The sequence below is a fragment of the Micromonospora sp. SL4-19 genome (genome assembly GCF_047921475.1).
GTDB lineage: Bacteria > Actinomycetota > Actinomycetes > Mycobacteriales > Micromonosporaceae > Micromonospora.
This window is the reverse complement of sequence record NZ_JBLROB010000002.1, coordinates 179,083-199,202: the sequence shown is the minus strand read 5'-3', so window position 1 is coordinate 199,202 and position 20,120 is coordinate 179,083. Positions and strand designations below refer to the sequence as shown.

At 71.7% G+C, this 20,120-nt stretch carries 17 protein-coding genes; 4 read left to right on the top strand and 13 right to left on the bottom strand.

Translation table 11 applies throughout. The annotated features are described in order from the left end of the window. Positions 1 to 51 precede the first annotated feature (51 nt). Positions 52 to 1,275 (bottom strand): MFS transporter, encoded by a 1,224-nt coding sequence (locus ACNAVT_RS04770; RefSeq protein ID WP_416293161.1) that lies wholly within the window; start codon positions 1,273 to 1,275, stop codon positions 52 to 54. 121 nt (positions 1,276 to 1,396) lie between these two features. On the opposite strand from ACNAVT_RS04770, the gene ACNAVT_RS04765 reads away from it, so the two are divergent. Further along, complete coding sequence (locus tag ACNAVT_RS04765) at positions 1,397 to 2,002, top strand: PadR family transcriptional regulator (RefSeq protein WP_416293159.1); 606 nt, start codon at positions 1,397 to 1,399, stop codon at positions 2,000 to 2,002. A 72-nt stretch (positions 2,003 to 2,074) separates the two neighbouring features. Here ACNAVT_RS04765 and ACNAVT_RS04760 read toward each other — a convergent pair whose 3' ends face one another. Next, on the bottom strand, positions 2,075 to 2,896 hold the full coding sequence (locus tag ACNAVT_RS04760) for a class I SAM-dependent methyltransferase (protein ID WP_416293157.1): 822 nt from the start codon (positions 2,894 to 2,896) through the stop codon (positions 2,075 to 2,077). A 129-nt stretch (positions 2,897 to 3,025) separates the two neighbouring features. Here ACNAVT_RS04760 and ACNAVT_RS04755 point away from each other — a divergent pair, with 129 nt between their 5' ends. Then, on the top strand, positions 3,026 to 3,709 hold the full coding sequence (locus ACNAVT_RS04755; protein ID WP_416293155.1) for a winged helix-turn-helix transcriptional regulator: 684 nt from the start codon (positions 3,026 to 3,028) through the stop codon (positions 3,707 to 3,709). Positions 3,710 to 3,766: 57 nt separating this feature from the next. Here the strand turns inward: ACNAVT_RS04755 and ispG are convergent, their stop codons facing one another. The 9 genes from ispG to ACNAVT_RS04710 all read right to left on the bottom strand — a co-directional run bounded on the left by ispG (position 3,767) and on the right by ACNAVT_RS04710 (position 14,933). Beyond that, the gene (gene ispG / locus ACNAVT_RS04750; RefSeq protein WP_416293153.1) at positions 3,767 to 4,939 is read right to left on the bottom strand and encodes a flavodoxin-dependent (E)-4-hydroxy-3-methylbut-2-enyl-diphosphate synthase; all 1,173 of its coding nucleotides are present in this window, start codon (positions 4,937 to 4,939) and stop codon (positions 3,767 to 3,769) included. 9 nt (positions 4,940 to 4,948) lie between these two features. Continuing rightward, positions 4,949 to 6,196, bottom strand: a complete 1,248-nt coding sequence (locus ACNAVT_RS04745; protein WP_416293151.1) for a M50 family metallopeptidase — start codon at positions 6,194 to 6,196, stop codon at positions 4,949 to 4,951. Then, the gene (dxr, locus tag ACNAVT_RS04740; RefSeq protein WP_416293149.1) at positions 6,196 to 7,407 is read right to left on the bottom strand and encodes a 1-deoxy-D-xylulose-5-phosphate reductoisomerase; all 1,212 of its coding nucleotides are present in this window, start codon (positions 7,405 to 7,407) and stop codon (positions 6,196 to 6,198) included. The genes ACNAVT_RS04745 and dxr overlap by 1 nt, the downstream gene beginning before the upstream one ends. Before the next feature lie 121 nt (positions 7,408 to 7,528). Then, on the bottom strand, positions 7,529 to 9,727 hold the full coding sequence (locus tag ACNAVT_RS04735) for an acyltransferase family protein (RefSeq protein ID WP_416293147.1): 2,199 nt from the start codon (positions 9,725 to 9,727) through the stop codon (positions 7,529 to 7,531). Positions 9,728 to 9,855: 128 nt separating this feature from the next. After that, positions 9,856 to 10,326 (bottom strand): roadblock/LC7 domain-containing protein, encoded by a 471-nt coding sequence (locus tag ACNAVT_RS04730; protein WP_416293145.1) that lies wholly within the window; start codon positions 10,324 to 10,326, stop codon positions 9,856 to 9,858. Beyond that, complete coding sequence (locus tag ACNAVT_RS04725) at positions 10,323 to 10,694, bottom strand: hypothetical protein (protein WP_416293143.1); 372 nt, start codon at positions 10,692 to 10,694, stop codon at positions 10,323 to 10,325. The genes ACNAVT_RS04730 and ACNAVT_RS04725 overlap by 4 nt, the downstream gene beginning before the upstream one ends. A gap of 877 nt (positions 10,695 to 11,571) precedes the next feature. Then, entirely contained in the window at positions 11,572 to 11,865 is a 294-nt protein-coding gene (locus ACNAVT_RS04720) for a hypothetical protein (RefSeq protein ID WP_416293142.1), read from the bottom strand. Positions 11,866 to 12,190: 325 nt separating this feature from the next. Continuing rightward, on the bottom strand, positions 12,191 to 12,736 hold the full coding sequence (locus tag ACNAVT_RS04715) for a GNAT family N-acetyltransferase (protein ID WP_416293140.1): 546 nt from the start codon (positions 12,734 to 12,736) through the stop codon (positions 12,191 to 12,193). Between the two features lie 22 nt (positions 12,737 to 12,758). Then, a complete protein-coding gene (locus ACNAVT_RS04710) occupies positions 12,759 to 14,933 on the bottom strand; it encodes an MMPL family transporter (RefSeq protein ID WP_416293138.1) in 2,175 nt (724 codons plus the stop codon). A gap of 111 nt (positions 14,934 to 15,044) precedes the next feature. Between ACNAVT_RS04710 and ACNAVT_RS04705 the strand changes: the two genes are divergently transcribed. Together ACNAVT_RS04705 and ACNAVT_RS04700 are read left to right on the top strand one after the other, a co-directional pair. Beyond that, complete coding sequence (locus ACNAVT_RS04705; RefSeq protein ID WP_416293136.1) at positions 15,045 to 15,782, top strand: TetR/AcrR family transcriptional regulator; 738 nt, start codon at positions 15,045 to 15,047, stop codon at positions 15,780 to 15,782. An 11-nt stretch (positions 15,783 to 15,793) separates the two neighbouring features. Continuing rightward, positions 15,794 to 17,395 (top strand): phytoene desaturase family protein, encoded by a 1,602-nt coding sequence (locus tag ACNAVT_RS04700; RefSeq protein ID WP_416293134.1) that lies wholly within the window; start codon positions 15,794 to 15,796, stop codon positions 17,393 to 17,395. 109 nt (positions 17,396 to 17,504) lie between these two features. Here the strand turns inward: ACNAVT_RS04700 and ACNAVT_RS04695 are convergent, their stop codons facing one another. Continuing rightward, on the bottom strand, positions 17,505 to 19,058 hold the full coding sequence (locus tag ACNAVT_RS04695; RefSeq protein WP_416293132.1) for a Rieske 2Fe-2S domain-containing protein: 1,554 nt from the start codon (positions 19,056 to 19,058) through the stop codon (positions 17,505 to 17,507). A 122-nt stretch (positions 19,059 to 19,180) separates the two neighbouring features. Continuing rightward, entirely contained in the window at positions 19,181 to 20,038 is an 858-nt protein-coding gene (locus ACNAVT_RS04690; RefSeq protein WP_416293130.1) for a hypothetical protein, read from the bottom strand. Positions 20,039 to 20,120: the final 82 nt, after the last annotated feature.

Genomic DNA, 20,120 nt, shown 5'->3' with positions numbered 1-20,120 from the left:
CGACCTGAGCACCCCGGCCGGGATCGGCGGGGCCGGCCGCCGAGCGGCGACTCAGCCAACCGCAACCGGCGCGGCGACCTCGGCCGGGCGGGTCCGTCCGGCCCACGCCACCACCGGCGGCACCAGCGCCCCGAGCAGCAGGAACAGGACACCCAGCAGCAACCAGCCCGGCACGCCCCAACCGACCGCCAGGGTGGTCACCACCACCGGCGCCACCATCGAACCGAGCTGCATGCCCATCCCGTACGCGCCCTGGTACTGGCCTTGGGCGTGGGCGGGGGCGAGGCCGAAGGAGATGCCCCAGCCGGCCGCGGCGTGCCACAGCTCACCCACCACGTGCACCAGGGCCCCGGCCAGCAGCAGCGCGACGGCGACCGGGGTGGACACCCCGCCGCTGGCCGCGAAGAGGACGCAGGCGGCCGCGATGACCACGCCGGCCCGCCGGGCCGCCCGGGCGGCTCCGGCCAGTTCCTCCGTGCCGCGCGAGGCCCGGACCTGGAAGAGGACGACCATCACCGTGTTGACCAGCATGCAGCCCGAGACGAGCCACCCCGGCGCGGTGGTGTGCTCGACGATCCAGAGCGGCAGGGCGATGTTGAGCAGCCCGAAGTGCATGGACATCAGCCCGTCCAGCACGGTGAAGGCGAGGAACGGGCGGTCGCGCAGCGCGATCAGGCGCGGGCCGTGCGCCGGCGCGGACACCGGCGGAACGGCGGGCAGCCGGAGCAGGATCGCCGCCGCGCCGAGGTAGGTCACCGCGTCGAGCAGGATCAGCGCGACGTACCCGGTACGGGTGTCCGCCGCGATGCCGAAGCCGGCGGCCACCGCCCCGACGGAGATCCCCACGTTGGTGACGGCGCGCAGCCAGGCCCGGGTCCGGACCCGCTGGTCGGCCGGGACCGCCCCGGCGATCAGTGCACCCCGGGCGCCCCGGCTGACCGCGTCGGCGACCGCCATCAGCATGCCGACCACCAGGAACGCCGAGAAGGACCGGACGGCCACCAGGGCGGCGGTGCAGGCGGCGGAGGCGAGCAACGCCGCGAGCTGCATCCCGCGCGGCCCGTACCGGTCGGCGAGATAGCCCATCGGGGTGCTCGCCACCAGGCTGACCAGCGCGGTGACGGTGAGACCGAGGCCCACCTGCGCCACGGTCAGCCCCACCGAACGGGTCAGGAACAGCGCACTGACGGTCAGCCAGGTGCCTCGGCCGACCGTGTTGACCAGGGTGGAGAGGGCGAGGGTCCGGGCCGGGCCCGGTTCGGGAAGCAGGCGCACGCCGAGGAGCGTAGCAAGACGTACGTACGGTTTGTGATTCGCCCAGATTTCGTGTTGTCGGCGATGCGTTGCCGATATATCGTCAATACATCAGCGATAACCCGAACAGAAGGAGAGCCCGATGGGTTTCCACCGACGGATGCACGCGATGCACGAGATGCGGATGCGCGGCTTCGGCTTCCCACCCGTACCGCCCGGCCCGCCGTTCCCGCCCGGCCCGCCGTTCCCGCCCGGACCGCCCGGAGCGCACGGGCACGGCCGGGGCGGCCGGGGCCGGGGGCGGGGACGCCGACCCAACGTGCGGGGCGCCGTGCTGGCCCTGCTCACCGAGCGACCGATGCACGGCTACGAGATGATCCAGGAGATCGACTCCCGGACCGGCGGGGCCTGGCGGCCCAGCCCCGGCTCGATCTACCCGACCCTGCAACTGCTCGAGGACGAGGGCGTCATCGCCGCCGCCGCCGACTCCGACGGGGGACGGAAGCGGTTCACCCTCACCGAGCAGGGGCGTGACGAGGCGGCCACAGCGGCGCAGACCCCGCCCTGGGCCGAGTACGCCGAGACGACCGTCAACAGCTGGCACGACATCCGCGACGCGGGTGCGCAGGCGATGCACGCGCTGCGCCAGGTGATGATGACCGGCACCGACGACCAGCGGGAACGCGCCGCCCAGGTGCTCGACGAAACCCGCCGCAAGCTGTACGCCATCCTCGCCGAATCCGAGTGAGCACGGGCCCGCACGACCTGGGTGCCGGCAGGGGTGGCCACGAACCGACCACCCCTGCCGGCGCCAGTGCGGTCAGCCGCGCCGGCGCGCGGTGACGAGCAGATACTCCCACCGCATCGCCCCGGCCTCGAGGTGCCGCCGCGCCAGGTCGGCGAGGTCCTGATCCAGGGCGGCGACCCGCTCGGGGTCACCGGCGATCGCCCGGTACGCCGCGATCGTCGGCCCGTAGTGGGCCTTGAAGAAGTCGCGAAAGGTCTCCGGGCTGGCGAACCGGTCCACCGTGACCGCCTGACGGCGGGTGACGACGTCGGTGACCCGGTCCCCGAGCAGCGCACGGACGTGGTCCTCGCTCCCCCACAGTGGGGGAGGCTGCGCGCCCGGCGGTGGCGGTGGGGCGTACGGCTTCATGGTGGCGAACATCTGCCCGATGAACCCCTCGGGGGTCCAGCTGACCAGGCCGATCGTGCCGCCCGGCCGGCAGACGCGGACCAGTTCGTCGGCGCCGGCCTGGTGCCGGGGCGCGAACATCACGCCCACACAGGACAGGACCCGGTCGAACTCGCCGTCGGCGTACGGGAGCGCCTCGGCGTCGGCCTGTTGCCATTCCAGCCGGGCGCCGCGCTCCGCGGCGAGCGCCTGCCCGATCTCCAGCAGCTCCGGGGTCAGGTCGCTGGCCACCACGTCGGCGCCGGCCAGGGCCGCCGGGATGGCCGCGTTGCCGGTGCCGGCGGCCACGTCCAGCACCCGGTCACCGGGACCCACCCCGGCCGCCCGGACCAGGGTCGCCCCCAGCTCCGGGATGACCTCCGCGGCGACCGCGGCGTAGCTGCCGAGCGCCCACATCTGCCGGTGCCGGGCCTTCACGGCCCGGTCCCGCTCCATCTCGTCGATCATGGCGTGCTCCTCTGCGTCGTCCTCTCCAACGGACGGTAGGCAGCGGGAGCGGGCCGACCTAGTACGAGATGTGTACCGGTCCCGACAGGTTCCTGGTCCGGCCGCCGGCCCCGGCGTACCGTCCCCACCATGGGGGCCTCCTACCACCAGTTCTGCCCCGTCGCGAAGGCCATGGAGCTGCTCGACGAGCGGTGGACGCTGCTCGTGATCCGCGAGTTGGTGAGCGGGTCCGAGCGCTTCAACGAGCTGCGCCGGGGCCTGCCGCGGATGTCGCCGACCCTGCTATCCCGGCGGCTGCACCAGCTCGTCCGGGCCGGCGTCGTGGAACGGCACGTCGACGGCGCCGACGTGCGGTACGTCCCCACCCAGGCGGGCCGGGAGCTGCGGCCGGTGCTCGAGGCCCTCGGCGTCTGGGGCGTGCGCTGGATCGGCGAGCTGGGCGACGCCGACCTGGACCCGAAGCTGCTGCTCTGGGACATGCACCGGCACGTCGACCACGCCGCCGTGCCGGCGGAGCGTACCGTCGTGCACTTCCGCTTCCGGGACGTGCCGGCGGGCCTGCGGGCCTGGTGGCTGGTCATCGCCACCGGGGAGGCCGACGTCTGCGACGTGGACCCGGGGCACGAGGTGTCCGTGACGGTGACCGCCAACCTGCGCGCCCTGGTGCGGGTGTGGCTGGGCGACCTGGGCTGGCCCGAGGCGCTGCGCAGCGGCGCGGTGGAGGTGGCCGGCCCGGAGACGCTCCGGCGGGCCCTGCCCGGGTGGTTCACCCTCTCCGACTTCGCCACCGTCCCCCGGCCGGCGCGGGTCTGAGACGACGCGTGCGGCCGCCCCCGGGCGGGGACGGCCGCACGTCGGCGCAACGGTGGGTCAGTGCACGGTGACGGTGGCGCCGGGGACCAGGTCGCGGAGCTCCTCGGGGATCTCGGCGCCCATCTCGTCGGCGAGGCGCAGCGCCTCCTCGATCAGCGTCTCCACGATCTGCCCCTCGGGCACGGTCTTGATGACCTGGCCCTTGACGAAGATCTGCCCCTTGCCGTTGCCGGAGGCGACGCCGAGGTCGGCCTCGCGGGCCTCGCCCGGGCCGTTCACCACGCAGCCCATCACCGCGACGCGCAGCGGCACCGGCAGCCCCTCCAGGCCGGCGGTGACCTCCTCGGCGAGCTTGTAGACATCGACCTGGGCCCGGCCACAGGACGGGCAGGAGACGATCTCCAGGCCCCGCTCGCGCAGACCCAGCGACTCCAGGATCGCGGCGCCCACCTTGATCTCCTCGACCGGCGGGGCGGACAGCGAGACCCGGATGGTGTCGCCGATCCCCTCGGCCAGCAGCGCGCCGAAGGCGACCGCCGACTTGATGGTGCCCTGGAACGCCGGCCCGGCCTCGGTGACGCCCAGGTGCAGCGGGTAGTCGCACTTCTCGGCGAGCTGCCGGTACGCCCGGATCATCACCACCGGGTCGTTGTGCTTGACCGAGATCTTGATGTCCCGGAAGCCGTGCTCCTCGAAGAGCGAGCACTCCCAGAGCGCCGACTCGACCAGCGCCTCGGCGGTGGCCTTGCCGTACTTGGCGAGGAGCCGCTTGTCCAGCGAGCCGGCGTTGACGCCGATCCGGATCGGCACACCGGCCTCACCGGCCGCCTTGGCGATCTCCTTGACCTTGTCGTCGAACTGGCGGATGTTGCCCGGGTTCACCCGGACCGCGGCGCAGCCGGCGTCGATCGCGGCGAACACGTACTTCGGCTGGAAGTGGATGTCGGCGATCACCGGGATCTGCGACTTCTTCGCGATCGCGGGCAGCGCCTCCACGTCGTCCTGGGACGGCACGGCGACCCGGACGATCTGACAGCCCGATGCGGTGAGCTCGGCGATCTGCTGGAGCGTCGCGTTGACGTCGGCGGTCAGGGTGGTGGTCATGGACTGCACCGAGACCGGCGCTCCCCCACCGACCGGCACCGAGCCGACCATGATCTGGCGGCTGGCCCGGCGCGGGGCGAGCGGCGGCGGCGGTACGGGAGGCATCCCGAGACTGACAGCGGTCACTTCAGGCACTCACCTTGAGAAGAGCGTGATCGGGTTGACGACGTCCGCGGTGACGGTCAGCAGCGTGAACACGCCGCCGATCAGGATCACCGCGTACGTGATGGGCATGAGCTTGAGGTAGTCGACACGGCCGGGGTCGGGGCGGCGCAGGCGGGCGTAGATCCAGGAGCGGACCCGCTCGAACCAGGCGATCGCGATGTGGCCGCCGTCCAGCGGGAGCAGCGGCAGCAGGTTGAACACCCCGATGAAGAAGTTCAGCGAGACGAAGAGCATGAAGAACACCAGCCAGGCGCTGTTCTCCACGGCCTCGCCGCCGAGCCGGCTGGCGCCGACCACGCTGATCGGGGTGTCCATGTCGCGCTCGCCACCGGTGACGGCGGTCCAGAGGGCGGGGACCTTCTGCGGGATCCGCTGCATGGCGTGCGCGGTCTGCACCGCCATGTTGCCGGTGAAGTCGGCGGTGGCGCCGAACGCGGCACCCGGGCCGTACTGCAGCAGGGCGGGCGTGCTGGGCCGGAGCGCGACGCCGAGCGCGGAGACCGCCGACGTGGCGCCCTTCGGGTCGCCCAGCGGCGGGCGCTGCACGGCGGCGAAGTCGACGGTGGCGGTGTCCGGGACGCCGTCCCGGACGTATCCGACGGTGGCCGGACCGGGCTTGGTGGCGCGGACCACGTCGAGCATGTCGCCCCAGGTGGAGACCGCCTTGCCGTTGACCGCGGTGATCCGGTCACCGTTCTTGAGCTGGGCGGTCACGGCCGGGCTGGCCGGGTCGCCGGCCTGGCAGGGGCGGCTCACGTTCTCCACCACCACGCAGTCGGCGAGGCCGATCACCGCCGGCTCGGCCCGGAACTGCGCCTCGGTGCTCGGGAACTTCGGGTTGGGCAGGCCGGCGGTGACCGCGATGAGCCAGAGCGTCACCAGGGCCAGGATGAAGTGGGTGATCGAGCCCGCGGACATCACGATCGTCCGCTTCCAGACCGGGTACCGCCACATCGCGCGCGGCTCGTCGGCCGGGTCGACGTCGTCGTCCTGCGGGGTCATCCCGACGATCTTGCAGAAGCCGCCGAGCGGAATGCCCTTGATGCCGTACTCGGTCTCGCCCCGCCTGAACGACCACAGCGTCGGGCCGAAGCCGACGAAGTAGCGGGTGACCTTCATTCCGAAGGCCTTGGCGGTGAGCATGTGCCCCGCCTCGTGCAGGCTCACCGAGATGAGGATCGCCGCGGCGAAGAGCACCACCCCGAGCAGGTAACTCATCAAGCTCCTTCCACCGAACCGACGATGATCTCCTGGGCGTGCCCCCGTGCCCACGACTCGGCGGCGAGCACGTCCTCGACGGTACCTGGTTCGTCGAAGTCGGGAGCGTCCTCCAGCACACGCCGCAGGGTGTCCACGATGCCGAGGAACGGCAGCCGCCCGGCCACGAACGCCGCCACGCACTCCTCGTTCGCCGCGTTGTAGATGGCCGGCCGGCAGCGTCCGGCCTCCCCGGCCGCCTTGGCCAGGGCGACCGCCGGAAAGGCGGCGTCGTCGAGCGGGAAGAACTCCCAGGTGTGGGCCGTCGTCCAGTCGACCGCGGCGGCGGCCCCGGGCACCCGGTCCGGCCAGCCGAGGCCGAGAGCGATGGGCAGCCGCATGTCCGGCGGGCTGGCCTGAGCGAGGGTGGAGCCGTCGGTGAACTCGACCATCGAGTGGATCACCGACTGCGGGTGGACCATCACCTCGATGTCGGCGTACGGGACGTCGAACAGCTCGTGCGCCTCGATCACCTCCAGGGCCTTGTTGACCATTGTGGCGGAGTTGATCGTGACCACGGGCCCCATGTTCCAGGTGGGGTGGGCCAGGGCCTGCTCCGGGGTGACCTCGGTCAACTCGTCCCGGCGGCGGCCCCGGAACGGGCCGCCACTGGCGGTGACCACGAGGCGGCGCACCTCGCCCCGGGTGCCGCCGCGCAGGCACTGCGCCAGCGCCGAATGCTCGGAGTCGACGGGAACGATCTGCCCCGGCCGCGTCACCGCGGCCTTCACCAGCGGGCCGCCGGCGACCAGCGACTCCTTGTTGGCCAGCGCGAGGGTACGACCGGAGCGCAGCGCGGCCAGCGTCGGTGCCAGCCCGAGCGAGCCGACCACGCCGTTGAGCACCACGTCACACGGCCACCCGGCCAGCTCGGTCATCGCGTCCGGGCCGGCCACGATCTTGGGCAGCTTGAAGTCGCCGGTGGCCCAGCCGCGTCGGCTCGCCTCGGTGTAGAACGCGAGCTGGAGATCCTGGGCGGCGGAGGCCTTGGCCACGCCGACCACCTCGACGCCCAGTTCGAGGGCCTGCGCGGCGAGTAGTTCCACGTTGCCACCGCCGGCGCCGAGCGCCACCACCCGGAACCGGTCCGGGTTGCGCCGGACGATGTCGATGGCCTGGGTGCCGATCGAGCCGGTCGAGCCGAGCAGGACGAGATCGCGGGGAGACGTCACCCGGACATTCTTCCTCAGACCGGCTGGGCGCTTGCTGGGAGCCTCGGTTTGCACTTGTCCGGTTCCTCAGTTGGGGCCTCCTCGTCGAGGAGGACGGCTCGCCGGGGAATCGCCGAGGCGGTCAGTTCGACGGGATGTAGCGCACCGGCACGTCAGCCTCCGACAACGCCTTCGCGAGCTGGGGGGCCAAGGACCTGACGTAGGTCGCGGTGAGATGCGAACCCCCGCGATAGACCATGACGTTGCCGAACACCACCGGGCACTTCTCGGTCGGGCAGATGGCGTCGAACAGATCGATCATCTCGACCTCGGCCACCCCGGCCACCGCCTTGCGCTGCGTCTGGTAGGCCTCGTTCTGCTCGTGCCGCTTGCGGTCGAACGCGCAGGCGGAGAGGTGGTCCCGGTTCTTGCCGGCGCACTGCGGCATGTTGCCGCCGGGATGGGGATTGTTGGCCAGGACAATCACCTTGCTGCCGGCCTCGTCGAGCGTCTTCCAGGCCGACCGCATGCCCGCGACCATCCCGTCGACCGACGCCCGCCCCGCGTCGTCCATCGCGCGCGCCGACACGTGGTTGGTGACGACATAGTCGGGGCGCTCCGCGACCAGCCGCTGCAGCAGGGTCCTGTTCCACTCCGTGCAGTCGGGGTACGGCTTCGTGGGATCGTCGCCCTTGAGGGTGCTGGCGGTGGTGAACGGACAGGCGCCCTTGAAGGCGACCACCAGCTTCCAGTCGTTCTCCGCGGCGAGCACCTGGAACGCCGGCAGCCACTGGTCCATCTTGGAGTCGCCTACGAGGGCGACCGTGGTGGCGCCGTCGGGCTTGCCGTAGGTGCACCAGATGAGCTCGGCCGACACCATGTCCTGGAAGCACCCGTCCGGGGTGCTGTCGGGCACGTCCTTCGTTGCCCGCCGAGGGTCCGGCGTGATGAAGTCGTACGACTCGGGCACCGGCCCGATCGGCACGGTGTCGGACGCGGCCGCCAGCAGCCCCGCGCCCGGGGCGTAGGTTCGACCCGACGTCGGGCCGGCCGCCCACGTGTTCACCAGGAGCAGCGCGAGGCCGGCGCAGATCCCCGCCAGGGTGAAGTTGCCGCCGAGGCTCAGCGCGAGACGCGGGGAGGTCGAGATCGCCCGCGAGTATCGCAGCGGGTTCTCGACGAGCCGGAAGGTGATCCAGGCGGGGATCACCGAGGCGGCCGCCACCGCCAGGCCACGGGTCAACGACAGCCCGTTCCAGTGCGCGGCCGCCACCATGAGCATCGGCCAGTGCCACAGGTACAGCGAGTAGGACAGGTCGCCGACCCAGCGGAAGGGGCGGGTGCCGAGCAGCAGGACCGGGCCGCGCGAACCCGCCGCGGCCCCCGCCGTGATCACCGCGGCGGCACCGAGCGTGGGCAGCGCCGCTGCGTACCCGGGCCACGCCGTCTCCGCGCTCACCAGCACCGCGGAGGCCACGATCGCGGCGAGGCCGAGCCACCCGAGGACGACAGCCAGTCCCCGTGGCAGGCGCACGGCGTTTACCCCGATCAAGGCGATGGCGGCACCGACCGCGAGCTCCCACATCCGCGTCGTGGAGACGAAGAACGCGCGCTGCGGCGAGGCCGCGGTCGCCACGATCGACCAGGCGAACGACGGCACCGCCAGGACCGCGAGGCCGACCCACAGCACCGGCCGGACGTTGGCCCGCCGGATCCGCCTCGCCACCAGGATCGCGAGGATGATCAGCAGCGGCCAGATCAGGTAGAACTGCTCCTCCACGGCGAGCGACCAGAAGTGCTGGACCGGCGAGGGCAAAATGTCCGCAGCCAGGTAGTCGACCGCCCGGTCGGCGAATCGCCAGTTCACGACGTAGATCGCGGCAGCGGCGATGTCGCCGCCGATGTCCTCCCACCGGTCGCCGGGGACGAACAGCCAAACCGCCACGGCCGTGGCCGCCAGCACCACCGTCGCGGCGGGCAGGATCCGCTTGGCCCGCCTCGCGTAGAACCCGAGCAGCGAGACCCGGCCGGTGCGCTCGATCTCGGCGACGAGCTGCCCGGTGATGAGGAAGCCGGAGATCACGAAGAAGACGTCGACGCCGACGAAGCCGCCCGGAAGAAACGGCAGCCCGGCGTGATAGAGCAGCACCAACCCGACGGCCACGGCGCGAAGCCCGGCGACGTCCCCCCGGAAGCGGCTTGAGGAGTGCTGCCCGCCGCTTTCCCGCCCGGATGTGGTCTCCGCCCCGGCGCCGGCGGCTGCCGGGGAGATCCCCGCGTCCGACGTCTCGGCCTCCGAACTCCCCCGGGCGGCAACGGTCGTCAAGGACGGGGAAGTCATCACGTTCCTCAAGGTCGGGTTCCGGCCCGGAACGATAGCGGCTCGTCAGTTCGGCCGCAATCGTCGCAGGCGGGCCGGGACGAGGGCGGACGCGCCGGCGACGGGCCACCCCCACGCGGCCGGGCTGGTCAGACCTGGGCGATCAGCTTGGCAATACGCTCTGCCACCGGTGGGGCGTGCAGGTGCAGCCGGGCCACGTTGATCGCGTCCTGGCCGACCACGGAGAGCAGCGCCTCCGGGCCCACCGCGTACACGGCGAAGTAGCCGGCCTGGTTGCGGACGGTGGACTGGCAGAACTCGCCCTGGCCGAGGCGGAGGCTGACCTGCCGGCCCAGGCCGAAGGTCGCCGCCGCCATCGCGGCCAGGTCGTCGGGATCCAGTTCGTCCGGCACGTCGTGCGCGATGCGCAGGCCGTCCACGCCGCCAAGGACACTCCCCCGCACCCCGGGGATCTGCAGGCGCAGCTCGGCCAGCTCGGTGCCGATCGCCGGGTACGGCAACGACGGGTTGCCAGCGAGCGAGGGAGGGAGTGGGGCCGGTGGCGGAAGGTCGGGCCGCCGCGAGGCACGGCGGGGCAGGAATCCACCGAGGGCGTTCACAGCTCCAGCCGCTCCTCGATGGTGCGGAGCTGGTGCCGAGCGAGCGCCAGGTTGGACCGGGACTTGCTGAGCATCAGGTAGAGGAACAGCCCCTTGCCGGTCTGGCCGCTGAGCGGCCGGATGATGTGGTACTGACCGCCGAGGGTGATCAGCATGTCCTCGATCTCGTCGTTCAGCTTCAGCATCTCGATGGTGCGCATCTTCGCGCGCACCACGTCGGTGTTGCCGGCGGCCGCGACGGTCAGGTCGATCTCCGGAGTGCCACCGGCCACGCCGAGGGTCATCCCGCTGTTGTAGTCGACGAGCGCGACGCCGATCGCGCCGTCGATGGTCATCGCGTCCTTCAGGGCGGTGTCGAGGTTGCCCACGTTGTCTCCAGGTTCGACTGAAATATCTGCCCGCGCAGTGCACGGGCCTCCGCGGGGATCCCCGTCCACCCCGAAGGAGAAATCGTGAAACGAGACTCGCACACGCACCGCCCCATCCGCACGTCAGGCAGGGCGAACGGGCTGAGCGGGGCACCCCGGACGACCACCGGACGGGTAAGACTGCCGCTGCGGACGATGCCTCGATACCGATTGCGTCTGATCCGGCTCAGCCGGCCGGCTCGCCGCCAGCCCGGCAAACCCGGTGATTTCGGCCACCCCCTCATCACGCCCTGCCACCCTGCCACAGCACTCCCGGTTCGGCCCGCCGCCACCTCGACTGACGGCACGTCGCCGACCCGTCCCGCCTCGCGCTGCCAATCTTCCAGGCCAGGCCGAGCGGCGCACAGCCCTGATGATCAGTCGGACGAGTTGCCGACGCTGCCCTGATCGATCGGCGCGGGCGGGGCCCCGCCACCAAGCCTCCACCGCAAATGAAGGAGATCCACTCGTGCTGCTCGGCAGACAGCGGGAACTGCCGGCACGAACAGCGCCTCATCAGTCGGCTATGGGCGCCGACTCGGGCCGCCAGCGCCCCCATGGCGCGAGGTCGACTCGCCGATGCGGAGCCACGCAGCAGGTAGGGCAGTTCTCACTCGACCGACTGGTGGCCGGCACCGCCATCATGCTTCCGCTCAGTAGCGGTGATCAGGCGGCAACACCGGGCGGCGCTTGTCCAGCAATCGCCGCCGCAGGTCCCGCTTCTCCGACATTTGGCGCGCCGGAGATGGTCGGGCCGGTGGATCACTGCCGAAGAGCCTGATCGATCCCAAATCTGACATCAGCGGAGAAGCCGTCGACGCGAAGACCGCTCGCGAGATCACCGGACAGCAACACCCCCCAGGGACCGGCCGAGGTCTACACCGGCCACATCGACCAACTCTTCGTCCCGGGCCGCGCGGGTCAGCGCATCCAACGCCCGCGGATCCTTCCAGTGCGCCAGATCGGCGATGGCCTCGCAGCGGAAATCCAGATCCTCCGACTTGTCCAGCAGTACTGTGGCCAGACGCTCGGCGCGCCAGTCCCACGTCAATCGCTCCGCATCGGTCAAGGACTTCAGAAACTCCTCGGGCGGGCGGTATCCGTGGTCCTCTACGTAATGCAGGATCATCATCGGGGCAGAATATGTATCGCCATTGGCAGCGTAGTAATGGTATTCACCATTTCCCTCGAACGCAGCCGCAGCTCAGCTTCAGCCACCGGAGGTGCGCCAGCACCCCGCACCCCGTATCTGCCTCCCAGCCAGCCAACCGAGCGCATCGGAACCGGGAAAGCCCTGTATTCATAAGGCGAAAGATCAATGTATTCCATGGCACCTCCAAAACGAGCGTCAAAGCCTTCGGCTGAGCCCCCGTACGACAGCGGGCCTGAGCAGTCATCTGCTCAGGCCCGCTGTCACGTCGATGACGCCGTGCCGCGGGGCGGCCTACGCCAGGAGGTCAGGCCGGCCCGCGCAGCACGAAGGTCTCCAGCTCGGCGCCGGCGTACCAGTCGGTGCGGATGCCGACGTGGGTCATGCCGAGCCGCCGGGCCACCGCCATCGACGCCTCGTTGCCCGCCATCACCACCGCGAAGACCTCCCGGGTGCCGGCGGCGAACTCCCGGTCCAGCACGGCCCGGGCCGCCTCGGTGGCGTAGCCGTGGCCCTGCGAGTCGGGGTGCAGGTGCCAGCCGACCTCGATGTCGTCGGTGGGGGTGACGCCGTCCCGCCCCGGCAGCGCCTTCAGCAGGACGCTGCCCACCGCCCGCCCGGCGTCGCGCGGCTCGATCGCCCAGATGCCCCACCGGCCGGCGTACGGGGTGTACCGGTCCTGCCAGGCGCGCAGGCGTTCCTCCGCCTGGGCCGGGTCGGTCATCAGCCCGGCTCCCCCGCCCAGCCAGCGCATCACCTCGTCCCGCGAGTAGATGTCATAGATCCGGGCCAGGTCGTCCGGCGAGTCGGTCCACTCCCGGACCACGAGCCGGTCGGTCGAGGCGATCATCATGGCCATGAATGCTAACGCCTCGTCAGGGGACCGGGACGGGGGTGTGGGGGGTGGCGGCGGGCTGGTCGGAGTCGCGGATGCCGTAGCGGCGGTAGACCCGGGCAAGCGGGCCCGGTGCCCACCAGTTCCAGCGGCCGAGCAGGCGCATGGTCGCCGGCACCAGCAGGGCCCGGACCAGGGTCGCGTCGACCACGATCGCCACGATCATGCCGACCCCGATGAGCTTGATGTAGGACATGCCGCCGGTGGTGAAGCCGCCCACCACGATGATCAGCAGCAACGCGGCAGCGGTGATGATCCGCCCGGTGTGCTGCAGCCCGCCGGCCACCGCGACCGTGTTGTCGCCGGTGCGATCCCACTCCTCACGGACCCGGGAGAGCAGGAACACCTCGTAGTCGGTGGCCAGCCCGAAGAGCACCGCGAGCATGAGGATCGGGTTGCTCGGCTCGATGAAGCCGGTCGAGGTGAAACCGAGCAGGCCGGCCAGGTGGCCGTCCTGGAAGATCCAGACCACCACGCCGAACGAGGCGCCGATCGAGAGCAGGTTCATCAGCACCGCCTTGACCGGCAGCACCACCGAGCCGAAGGCGAGGAAGAGCAGCAGCAGGATGGCACCGGCCATCAACAGGGCCATCCAGGGCAGCCGGTCGCCGAGGCCGTCCAGCAGGTCCCGGTCCGCGCCGGGCCGCCCACCGACCAGCACCTCGGCCCCGGCCGGCCCGGGCAGCTGGCGCAGGTCGCGCACCACGTCCTGGGCCACGTCACCGGTCGGCTCCCCCGGGTAGCTCACCGCGAGCAGCGTCGTCTCCCCTTGGCTGGCGGCGACCCGCACCCCGGTCACCCCGGGCACCGCCGCGATCCGGTCCGCGAACCCGCGCGCCGCGTCGGCCGGCGCCCCGGAGACCAGCACGTCGATCGGGGCGACCTGGCCACCGGGGAACTCGGCAGCGATCCGTTCGGAGACCACCCGGGGCGCGGCGTCCGCCGGCAGCACCCGCTCGTCGAAGCCACCGAAGGAGATCCGCAGGAACGGGGTGGCCAGCACGCCGAGTAGCACCGCGACCCCGACCAGGTAGCGCACCGGACGGCGCATCACGCTGCGCGCGATCCGGGCCCAGGCACCGCCCCCGGCGGGCTGCGTCGGCCCGGCGCGCCGCGCCCCACGCCGCCACGGCAGGGGTACGCGCACCGCGTCGATCCGGTGGCCGAGCACCGCCAGCAGGGCGGGCAGCACGGTCAGCGCGGCCAGCATCGCGACCAGGACGGCGGCCACGCCACCGAGCCCCATCGAGCGGAGGAACGCCTGCGGAAAGATCAGCAGGCTGGCCAGGGCGAGGGCGACGGTGAGCCCGGAGACCAGCACGGTGCGGCCGGCGGTGGCCATGGTGCGGCGGATCGCCTCGGCCGTGTCGTGCCCGGCGGCGAGTTCCTCCCGGAACCGGCTCACCACGAAGAGGGCGTAATCGACGGCCATGCCGAGACCGATCAGCGTGATGATGTTGATCGCGAAGATCGACACGTCGGTGAAGAGGTTCACCACGCGTACGGCGACGAAGGCGCCGAGGATGGCCAGCCCGCCGATGAGCAGCGGGGTGGTGGCGGCGACCAGCCCGCCGAAGATCAGTACGAGGAGCACCAGCAACACCGGCATGGACAGCATCTCGGCCCGGGTGATGTCCTCGGTGGTCTGGGTGTTGGCGTAGTGCTGGAAGGCGACCGCCCCGCCGACCTCGGTCCGCAGCCCGGGGGCGTCCAGCGCGGGACGCAGCGCCTCGAACTGCCCGGCCCGCGCGTCCTCGTCGGCGCCGGCGAGCCGGATGAGGGCGTACGTGGCCCGGTGGTCGGTGGCGACCAGGGCCGGGGCCGGGCTGTCGTACCACGTGGTCACGCTGGACACCTCGGACCGCCCGCGCAGCCCGGCGACGGTGGCCGTGACCGGGTCGCGGAAGGCGGGCTGGTCGACCGTCGCGGTGTCGCTGGACCAGAGGACGATCACGTCGGCGCCCTGCCGGCCCAACTCGGCGGTGATCCGCTCGGCGGTCCGGGTGGACTCGCTGGCGGGGTCCTGGAAGCCACCCCCGGTCAGCTCGCCGAACACCCCGGCGCCCCAGGTCGAACCGATCACCACGAGCGCCACGGCGGCGGCCAGCACCGCCCACCGGGCGCGTACGACCACCCGCCCCCACCAGGCGAACATCGCCCTTCCCCCTCACCGACCGTTAAGGTCGTATCTTGTAACCATCGATAATCTGAGTGAACGGCGTTAACTATTGCAACACCGTTCGCGCCAGTCAAGGGAGCCTGACGGATGACCGCACCCACCCGGCGGGAGCGCCTGCGCACGGCGACCCTCTCCGAGATCAAGGACGGGGCGCGGCGGCTGCTCGTGACCGGCGGGATCGAGGCGGTCTCGCTGCGGGCGATCGCCCGGGACATGGGCATGACCGCCCCCGCGATCTACCGGTACTTCCCCAGCCTGGAGGCGCTGGTCGCCGGGCTCGCCGGCGACCTCTACGACGAGTTGCGCCGGGAGGTCGAGACGGCCCGGGACGCGACCGGACCGGACCCGGCCGGCCAGCTGCTCGAGATGTGCCGGGCGATGCGGCGCTGGGCGGTCGGCCACCCCGCCGAGTTCACCCTGATCTTCGGCAACCCGGTCCCGGGAGTGATCGAGTTCGCCGACCACTGCGTCGACCCCGACCACCCGGGGGCGCGCCTCGGCGCGGTCTTCCTGGCCCCGTTCGTGGAACTCACCCGCGGCCACCGGCTGCCCACCCCACCGGCCGAACTGCTCCAGGAACGGCTCGGCAACCACCTCGCCCCGCTGGCGACCAAGCACGGCGTGCTGCCGATCGAGGTCGCGTACGCCTTCCTCTCCGCCTGGACCCGGCTCTACGGCCTGGTCGCCATGGAGGTCTTCGGCCACCTCGGCTGGGCGGTCGACGAGCCGGAGGCGCTCTTCGAGACCGAGCTGATCGGTCTGCTCCTCCAGCTCCGCCCGGTCGAACCCGGCGATGCCCTCCCCGAAGGGGGCGCGCGCCACTAGGCTGCCCGGGCATGAGCGAAGCTAGTGAGCTGCCGGCCCGCGCCGACGTCGTCGTGGTCGGCTCCGGGCACAACGGTCTGGTCTCGGCGGTCCTGCTGGCCCGCGCCGGCCTCGACGTGCTGGTGCTGGAGGCGGCCGAGGTGATCGGCGGGGCCACCCGGACGGAGAACCCGTTTCCCAAGGTCCCGGAGCTGAGCCACTCCACCGGCTCCTACCTGCTCGGATTGATGCCGCCGGAGCTGCTCGCCACACTGGACGTCCGCATCCCGGTGCTGCGCCGCGACCCGCACTACTTCCTGCCCACCCCGGGCGGGCTCGGCTCGCCGTACCTGCTCTTCGGCAGCGACGCCGCGGCGAGCCGGCGGCAGGTCGCGGAGATGTTCTCCGCCGCCGACGCGGCCGCCGACGACGCGCTCCAGGCCGAACTGGCCCAGCTCCGCGAGGACCTGGCGCCGGCCTGGTTGACCGAGCCGCTGCCGGTGGAGGAGACCGCCGAGCGGTACGTCCGCCCGGCCCTGCGGCAGGTCTTCATCGACCTGGTCCGCGGCTCGGTCGTCGACTACCTGGCCCGCTTCGACTTCCGCTCCGAGCTGCTGGTCAGCATGTACGCGGTCACCGACGGCCTCTCCGGCCTGAACGCCGGCCCGGACGACCCCGGCACCGGGCACAACTTCCTGGTGCACAACATGTGCCGGCTGCCCGGGTCCGGCGGCACCTGGATGATCGCCCAGGGCGGCATGGGCACCGTCTCCCGGACCTTCGCCGAGGCCGCCCGCGCCGCCGGAGCGACCATCCTCACCGGCACGCCGGTCAGCGCGATCACCCTCGACGGCGGCGCCGCATCCGGTGTCGTGCTGGCCGACGGGCGGGAGGTGGCCGCCTCCGTGGTGCTCGGGGCGTGCGACCCGTACCGGTTGATGGAGCTGCTGCCCGACGGCGCGCTCCCGGCGGCGCTGGGCGAGCGGATGGCGGCAGTCCGCCGCCCCGGCACCACACTCAAGCTCAACCTGGCGCTGAGCGGGCTGCCCCGGTTCTCCTGCCTGCCGGCGGACGCGCCCAGCCCGTTCGGCTCCACCATCCACCTGCTGCCCGGCTCGGCGTCGCTGGTCGGCGCCGGCGGCGAGTCGCCGATGGCCGCGCTGCGCGCCATGTGGGCGGACGTGCAGGCCGGGCGGCTGCCCGAGGAGCCGACCATCGAGTGGTACCTGCACACCACGGTCGACCCGTCGCTGGCCGACGGCGCCGGGCACCACTCCTCCGCGCTGTTCGTGCAGTCGGTGCCGTACGAGCTGGCCGGCACCACCTGGGACGAGGCGCTGCCCGGTTACGTGGAGAAGCTGGTGGCGATCTGCGAGCGGTACGCGCCGGGCACCGGCGACCTGATCGCCGACGCGGTGCCGCTGCCCCCGCCCGGCATCGAGGCCCACTTCGGCATCACCGGCGGGCACATCCACCACGTCGACAACACGGTCTCGTTCACCGACCGGATGCCGTACGCCACCGGGATCGACGGCGTCTACGCGGGCAGTGCCGGCTGCCACCCGGCCGGCAGCGTGATCGGCGCCGCCGGGCACAACGCCGCCCGGCGCATCCTCGCCGACCTCGCTCACTGACCCGACGTGGCCGCTGGCGACAGCACGTAGCACGTGAGAAGGGCCTCCGAATCGGAGGCCCTTCTCACTGACTGCGTTCCTTCGACCAGGGGATACGCTCCCGCAGCTCTTAGCTGGCGGCGTCTGCGCGGTGGGCGCGGATCTTGTGGCCGACACTGGTCAGGCAGCGGCCGCTGGCCATGTCGAACTTCCAGCCGTGCAGCTGGCAGGTGAGCTGGTCGCCCTCGACGATGCCGAACCGGCTCAGGTCCGCCTTCAGGTGCGGGCAGCGGCGCTGCACCACCCAGCCGTCCAGCGTGATGTCCTCCGCGTCGACGGCGCGCTCGTGCTCGTCGTACCAGCCCTCCGCGTACTGGAGGCGCTCCTCGGACAGGCACTTGAAGAACGCGTAGACGAACTCGTTGTACTGACCGATCCGGGCCGCGGAGAAGCGGCAGGAGAGGAAGAGCGAGTTGACCCAGTCCACCTCGCCGATGTGCAGCAGGTGCTCGATCAGCGACCGCTCGGTCCGGAACCGGTAGCGGACCTTCTCGTCGGCGTACGGCCGGACCTCCTTCTCCGGGAAGTCCACCACGATCGACTCGACGCTGTCACCGTCGTAGCCGACGAGGTCGAAGCGGACCGGGCCACCGACACCCTTGGCCAGGTAGATCGACTCGTCCAGCAGCGGCTCGATCCGGCGCTTCATCTCGCCGAGCACGTCGACCTCGGGGTGCCGCCAGGACGCCTTTTCCGCCTCGATGATCGGCCGCTTGCGCTCCCGCATCTCCTCCAGGTGGGCCGCCTTGTTGGCGAAGAACTCCGCCACCGGCACCGGATGGGTGGTGGTCGCGCCCTCGGTGGTGATCTCGGTGACGCTGCCCGGCAGCAGCACGATGCCGTTGGTGCCGCCGACCTTGGCGTACTCCTCCAGGAAGACCGACTGGTCGGGGAAGATGTTGCCCTCGTCGCCGTGGATGTCGTTGAACTGCCAGAGCGAATCGTCGAGGAAGCAGGGCGGGCCGGCGATCGGGAAGACGTGGTCGGCCTTCAGGTCGTCGATGTAGCGCCAGGTGCGGTCGAACTGCCGGTCCCGCTTCTGCTTGCCGAACGCGGTCTTCGCCGCCTGCGGCAGCTCGTAGACCATCGGATACCAGATCGCCCCGGAGAACTGGAGCATGTGCGCGTGCACGTGGCCCAGCTCGGCGAAGACGCTCAGGTCGGTCGGGCGGGCGTCGTTCTGGTTGAGCAGCCGGACGCCGTCGTACTCCACCCAGAGCGAGGAGTCACCGATCGGGCCGTCGGTCGGGCTGGTCAGCGCCTGGATCATGATCTTCAGACCGCCGGGCAGCTCCACGACCTGCTCGTTCGGGGCCTTGAGGAACTTGGTGAAGCCCAGCTCCCGCAGCTCGTCCTCCATCTCGGAGGTGGGGAACTCGGGCAGCAGGACGGTGGCCTCCTTGGACACGAAGTCCCGCAGGTGCTTCGCGTCGAAGTGGTCCCGGTGCAGGTGCGACACGTACAGGTAGTCGACCTGGCCCAGGGCATCCCAGTTGAGCTGGGAATTGTCCGGGAAAGGGAACCAGGAGGCGAAATAGGCCGGATTGACCCACGGGTCGCACAGGATGCTGCCCGCGGCCGTGTCGATCCGCATGCTGGCATGTCCCGTACCGGTCACTCGCACCGCAGTCCCCCTCAAAAGGCAATCAGGCGTACGTTCAGACGCTACCGGAGGCAGTGTGGTCCCCGTCCCGCGACGCCGCTAGTGCTCTCCGCCCCGCCCGGGACAGGTCCAACGGCCCGGGTTCAGCCCTGGACCGGCCCCGTCCAGCTCCTGCGCTCCGGCGCGGCGGCGCACCAGGCATCCATCAGGGCCGCGATCCGGTCGACCGGCGCCGCGAGGTGGACCCGCTGCCCGCCGGCGACCTGGTGGTCCCGGTCCTGCGTCACACTGCCCTCGCTGCAGCACGCGCAGATGACCCGTGCCCCGCTGGCCGGCTCCGCCGCGTACCCGTGCTCGTCGAAGAGCGTGGCCAGGGCACGAACGTCCTCCGGTGTGCCGGCGACGACCTCGACGGCCGTGGTGGGCAGCTCGGAAGCCCGGAACAGCAGCAGCTCGTCGAAGACCGGGAAGATCTGCCCATCGACCTCCCGCTCCCCGTTCGGGGCGCCGTCGTGCACCACCACCTCGCCGAACCGGCGACCCGAATGCGGCGTCGGCACGTTGAGCACCTGGGCCCGGGCGGGGCAGAGTCGGCGGGCCCAGACCACCTCGCCGCCCTCCAGCCGGACCGGCGTGGCCCCGAAGTCCGTCACGATCTCGCCGTCGCCGTCCGGGACGGTCAACCCGTATCCCCGCCAGGCGTCGCGGGCCGTCGCCCAGTCCTCCATGATCGTGGCCGCGATGCCCAGGTTCCAGAACGCCGGGTCCTCGGTGCCCCGCCTGGCCCGCGCGGCCGCCTCCCGGCCCAGCTCGTACGCCTTCGCCCAGTTGCGCAGGAACTTGTGGGCCAGCGCGGCGTTGTACCACCACGTCTCCGCCGCCGGGATGTCCGGGTACCGGCGCACCAGGCGCTCCCACAGCTCCCCGGCGACCGGCCAGTCCTCGGCGTCCCATGCCTGCTGCGCCCGCTTGTACAGCTCCCGGTCGTCTTCGCGGGTCATTGCGTCCCCCATCAGGTGAGGCCCTGCGCCGGGCCCGGCACGGGGCGTGCCAGACTAACCGGAGATCCGATCGCGAGGGAAG

Bases quoted from the DNA above. Each gene is read 5' to 3' on its own strand.
- ACNAVT_RS04700 (WP_416293134.1), top strand. From the start codon at position 15,794: ATGAGCGAAGCTAGTGAGCTGCCGGCCCGCGCCGACGTCGTCGTGGTC.
- ACNAVT_RS04735 (WP_416293147.1), bottom strand. From the start codon at position 9,727: ATGACTTCCCCGTCCTTGACGACCGTTGCCGCCCGGGGGAGTTCGGAG.
- ACNAVT_RS04760 (WP_416293157.1), bottom strand. From the start codon at position 2,896: ATGATCGACGAGATGGAGCGGGACCGGGCCGTGAAGGCCCGGCACCGG.
- ACNAVT_RS04745 (WP_416293151.1), bottom strand. From the start codon at position 6,196: ATGAGTTACCTGCTCGGGGTGGTGCTCTTCGCCGCGGCGATCCTCATC.
- ACNAVT_RS04690 (WP_416293130.1), bottom strand. From the start codon at position 20,038: ATGACCCGCGAAGACGACCGGGAGCTGTACAAGCGGGCGCAGCAGGCA.
- ACNAVT_RS04765 (WP_416293159.1), top strand. From the start codon at position 1,397: ATGGGTTTCCACCGACGGATGCACGCGATGCACGAGATGCGGATGCGC.
- ACNAVT_RS04720 (WP_416293142.1), bottom strand. From the start codon at position 11,865: ATGATGATCCTGCATTACGTAGAGGACCACGGATACCGCCCGCCCGAG.
- ACNAVT_RS04755 (WP_416293155.1), top strand. From the start codon at position 3,026: ATGGGGGCCTCCTACCACCAGTTCTGCCCCGTCGCGAAGGCCATGGAG.
- ACNAVT_RS04705 (WP_416293136.1), top strand. From the start codon at position 15,045: ATGACCGCACCCACCCGGCGGGAGCGCCTGCGCACGGCGACCCTCTCC.
- ACNAVT_RS04710 (WP_416293138.1), bottom strand. From the start codon at position 14,933: ATGTTCGCCTGGTGGGGGCGGGTGGTCGTACGCGCCCGGTGGGCGGTG.
- ACNAVT_RS04715 (WP_416293140.1), bottom strand. From the start codon at position 12,736: ATGATGATCGCCTCGACCGACCGGCTCGTGGTCCGGGAGTGGACCGAC.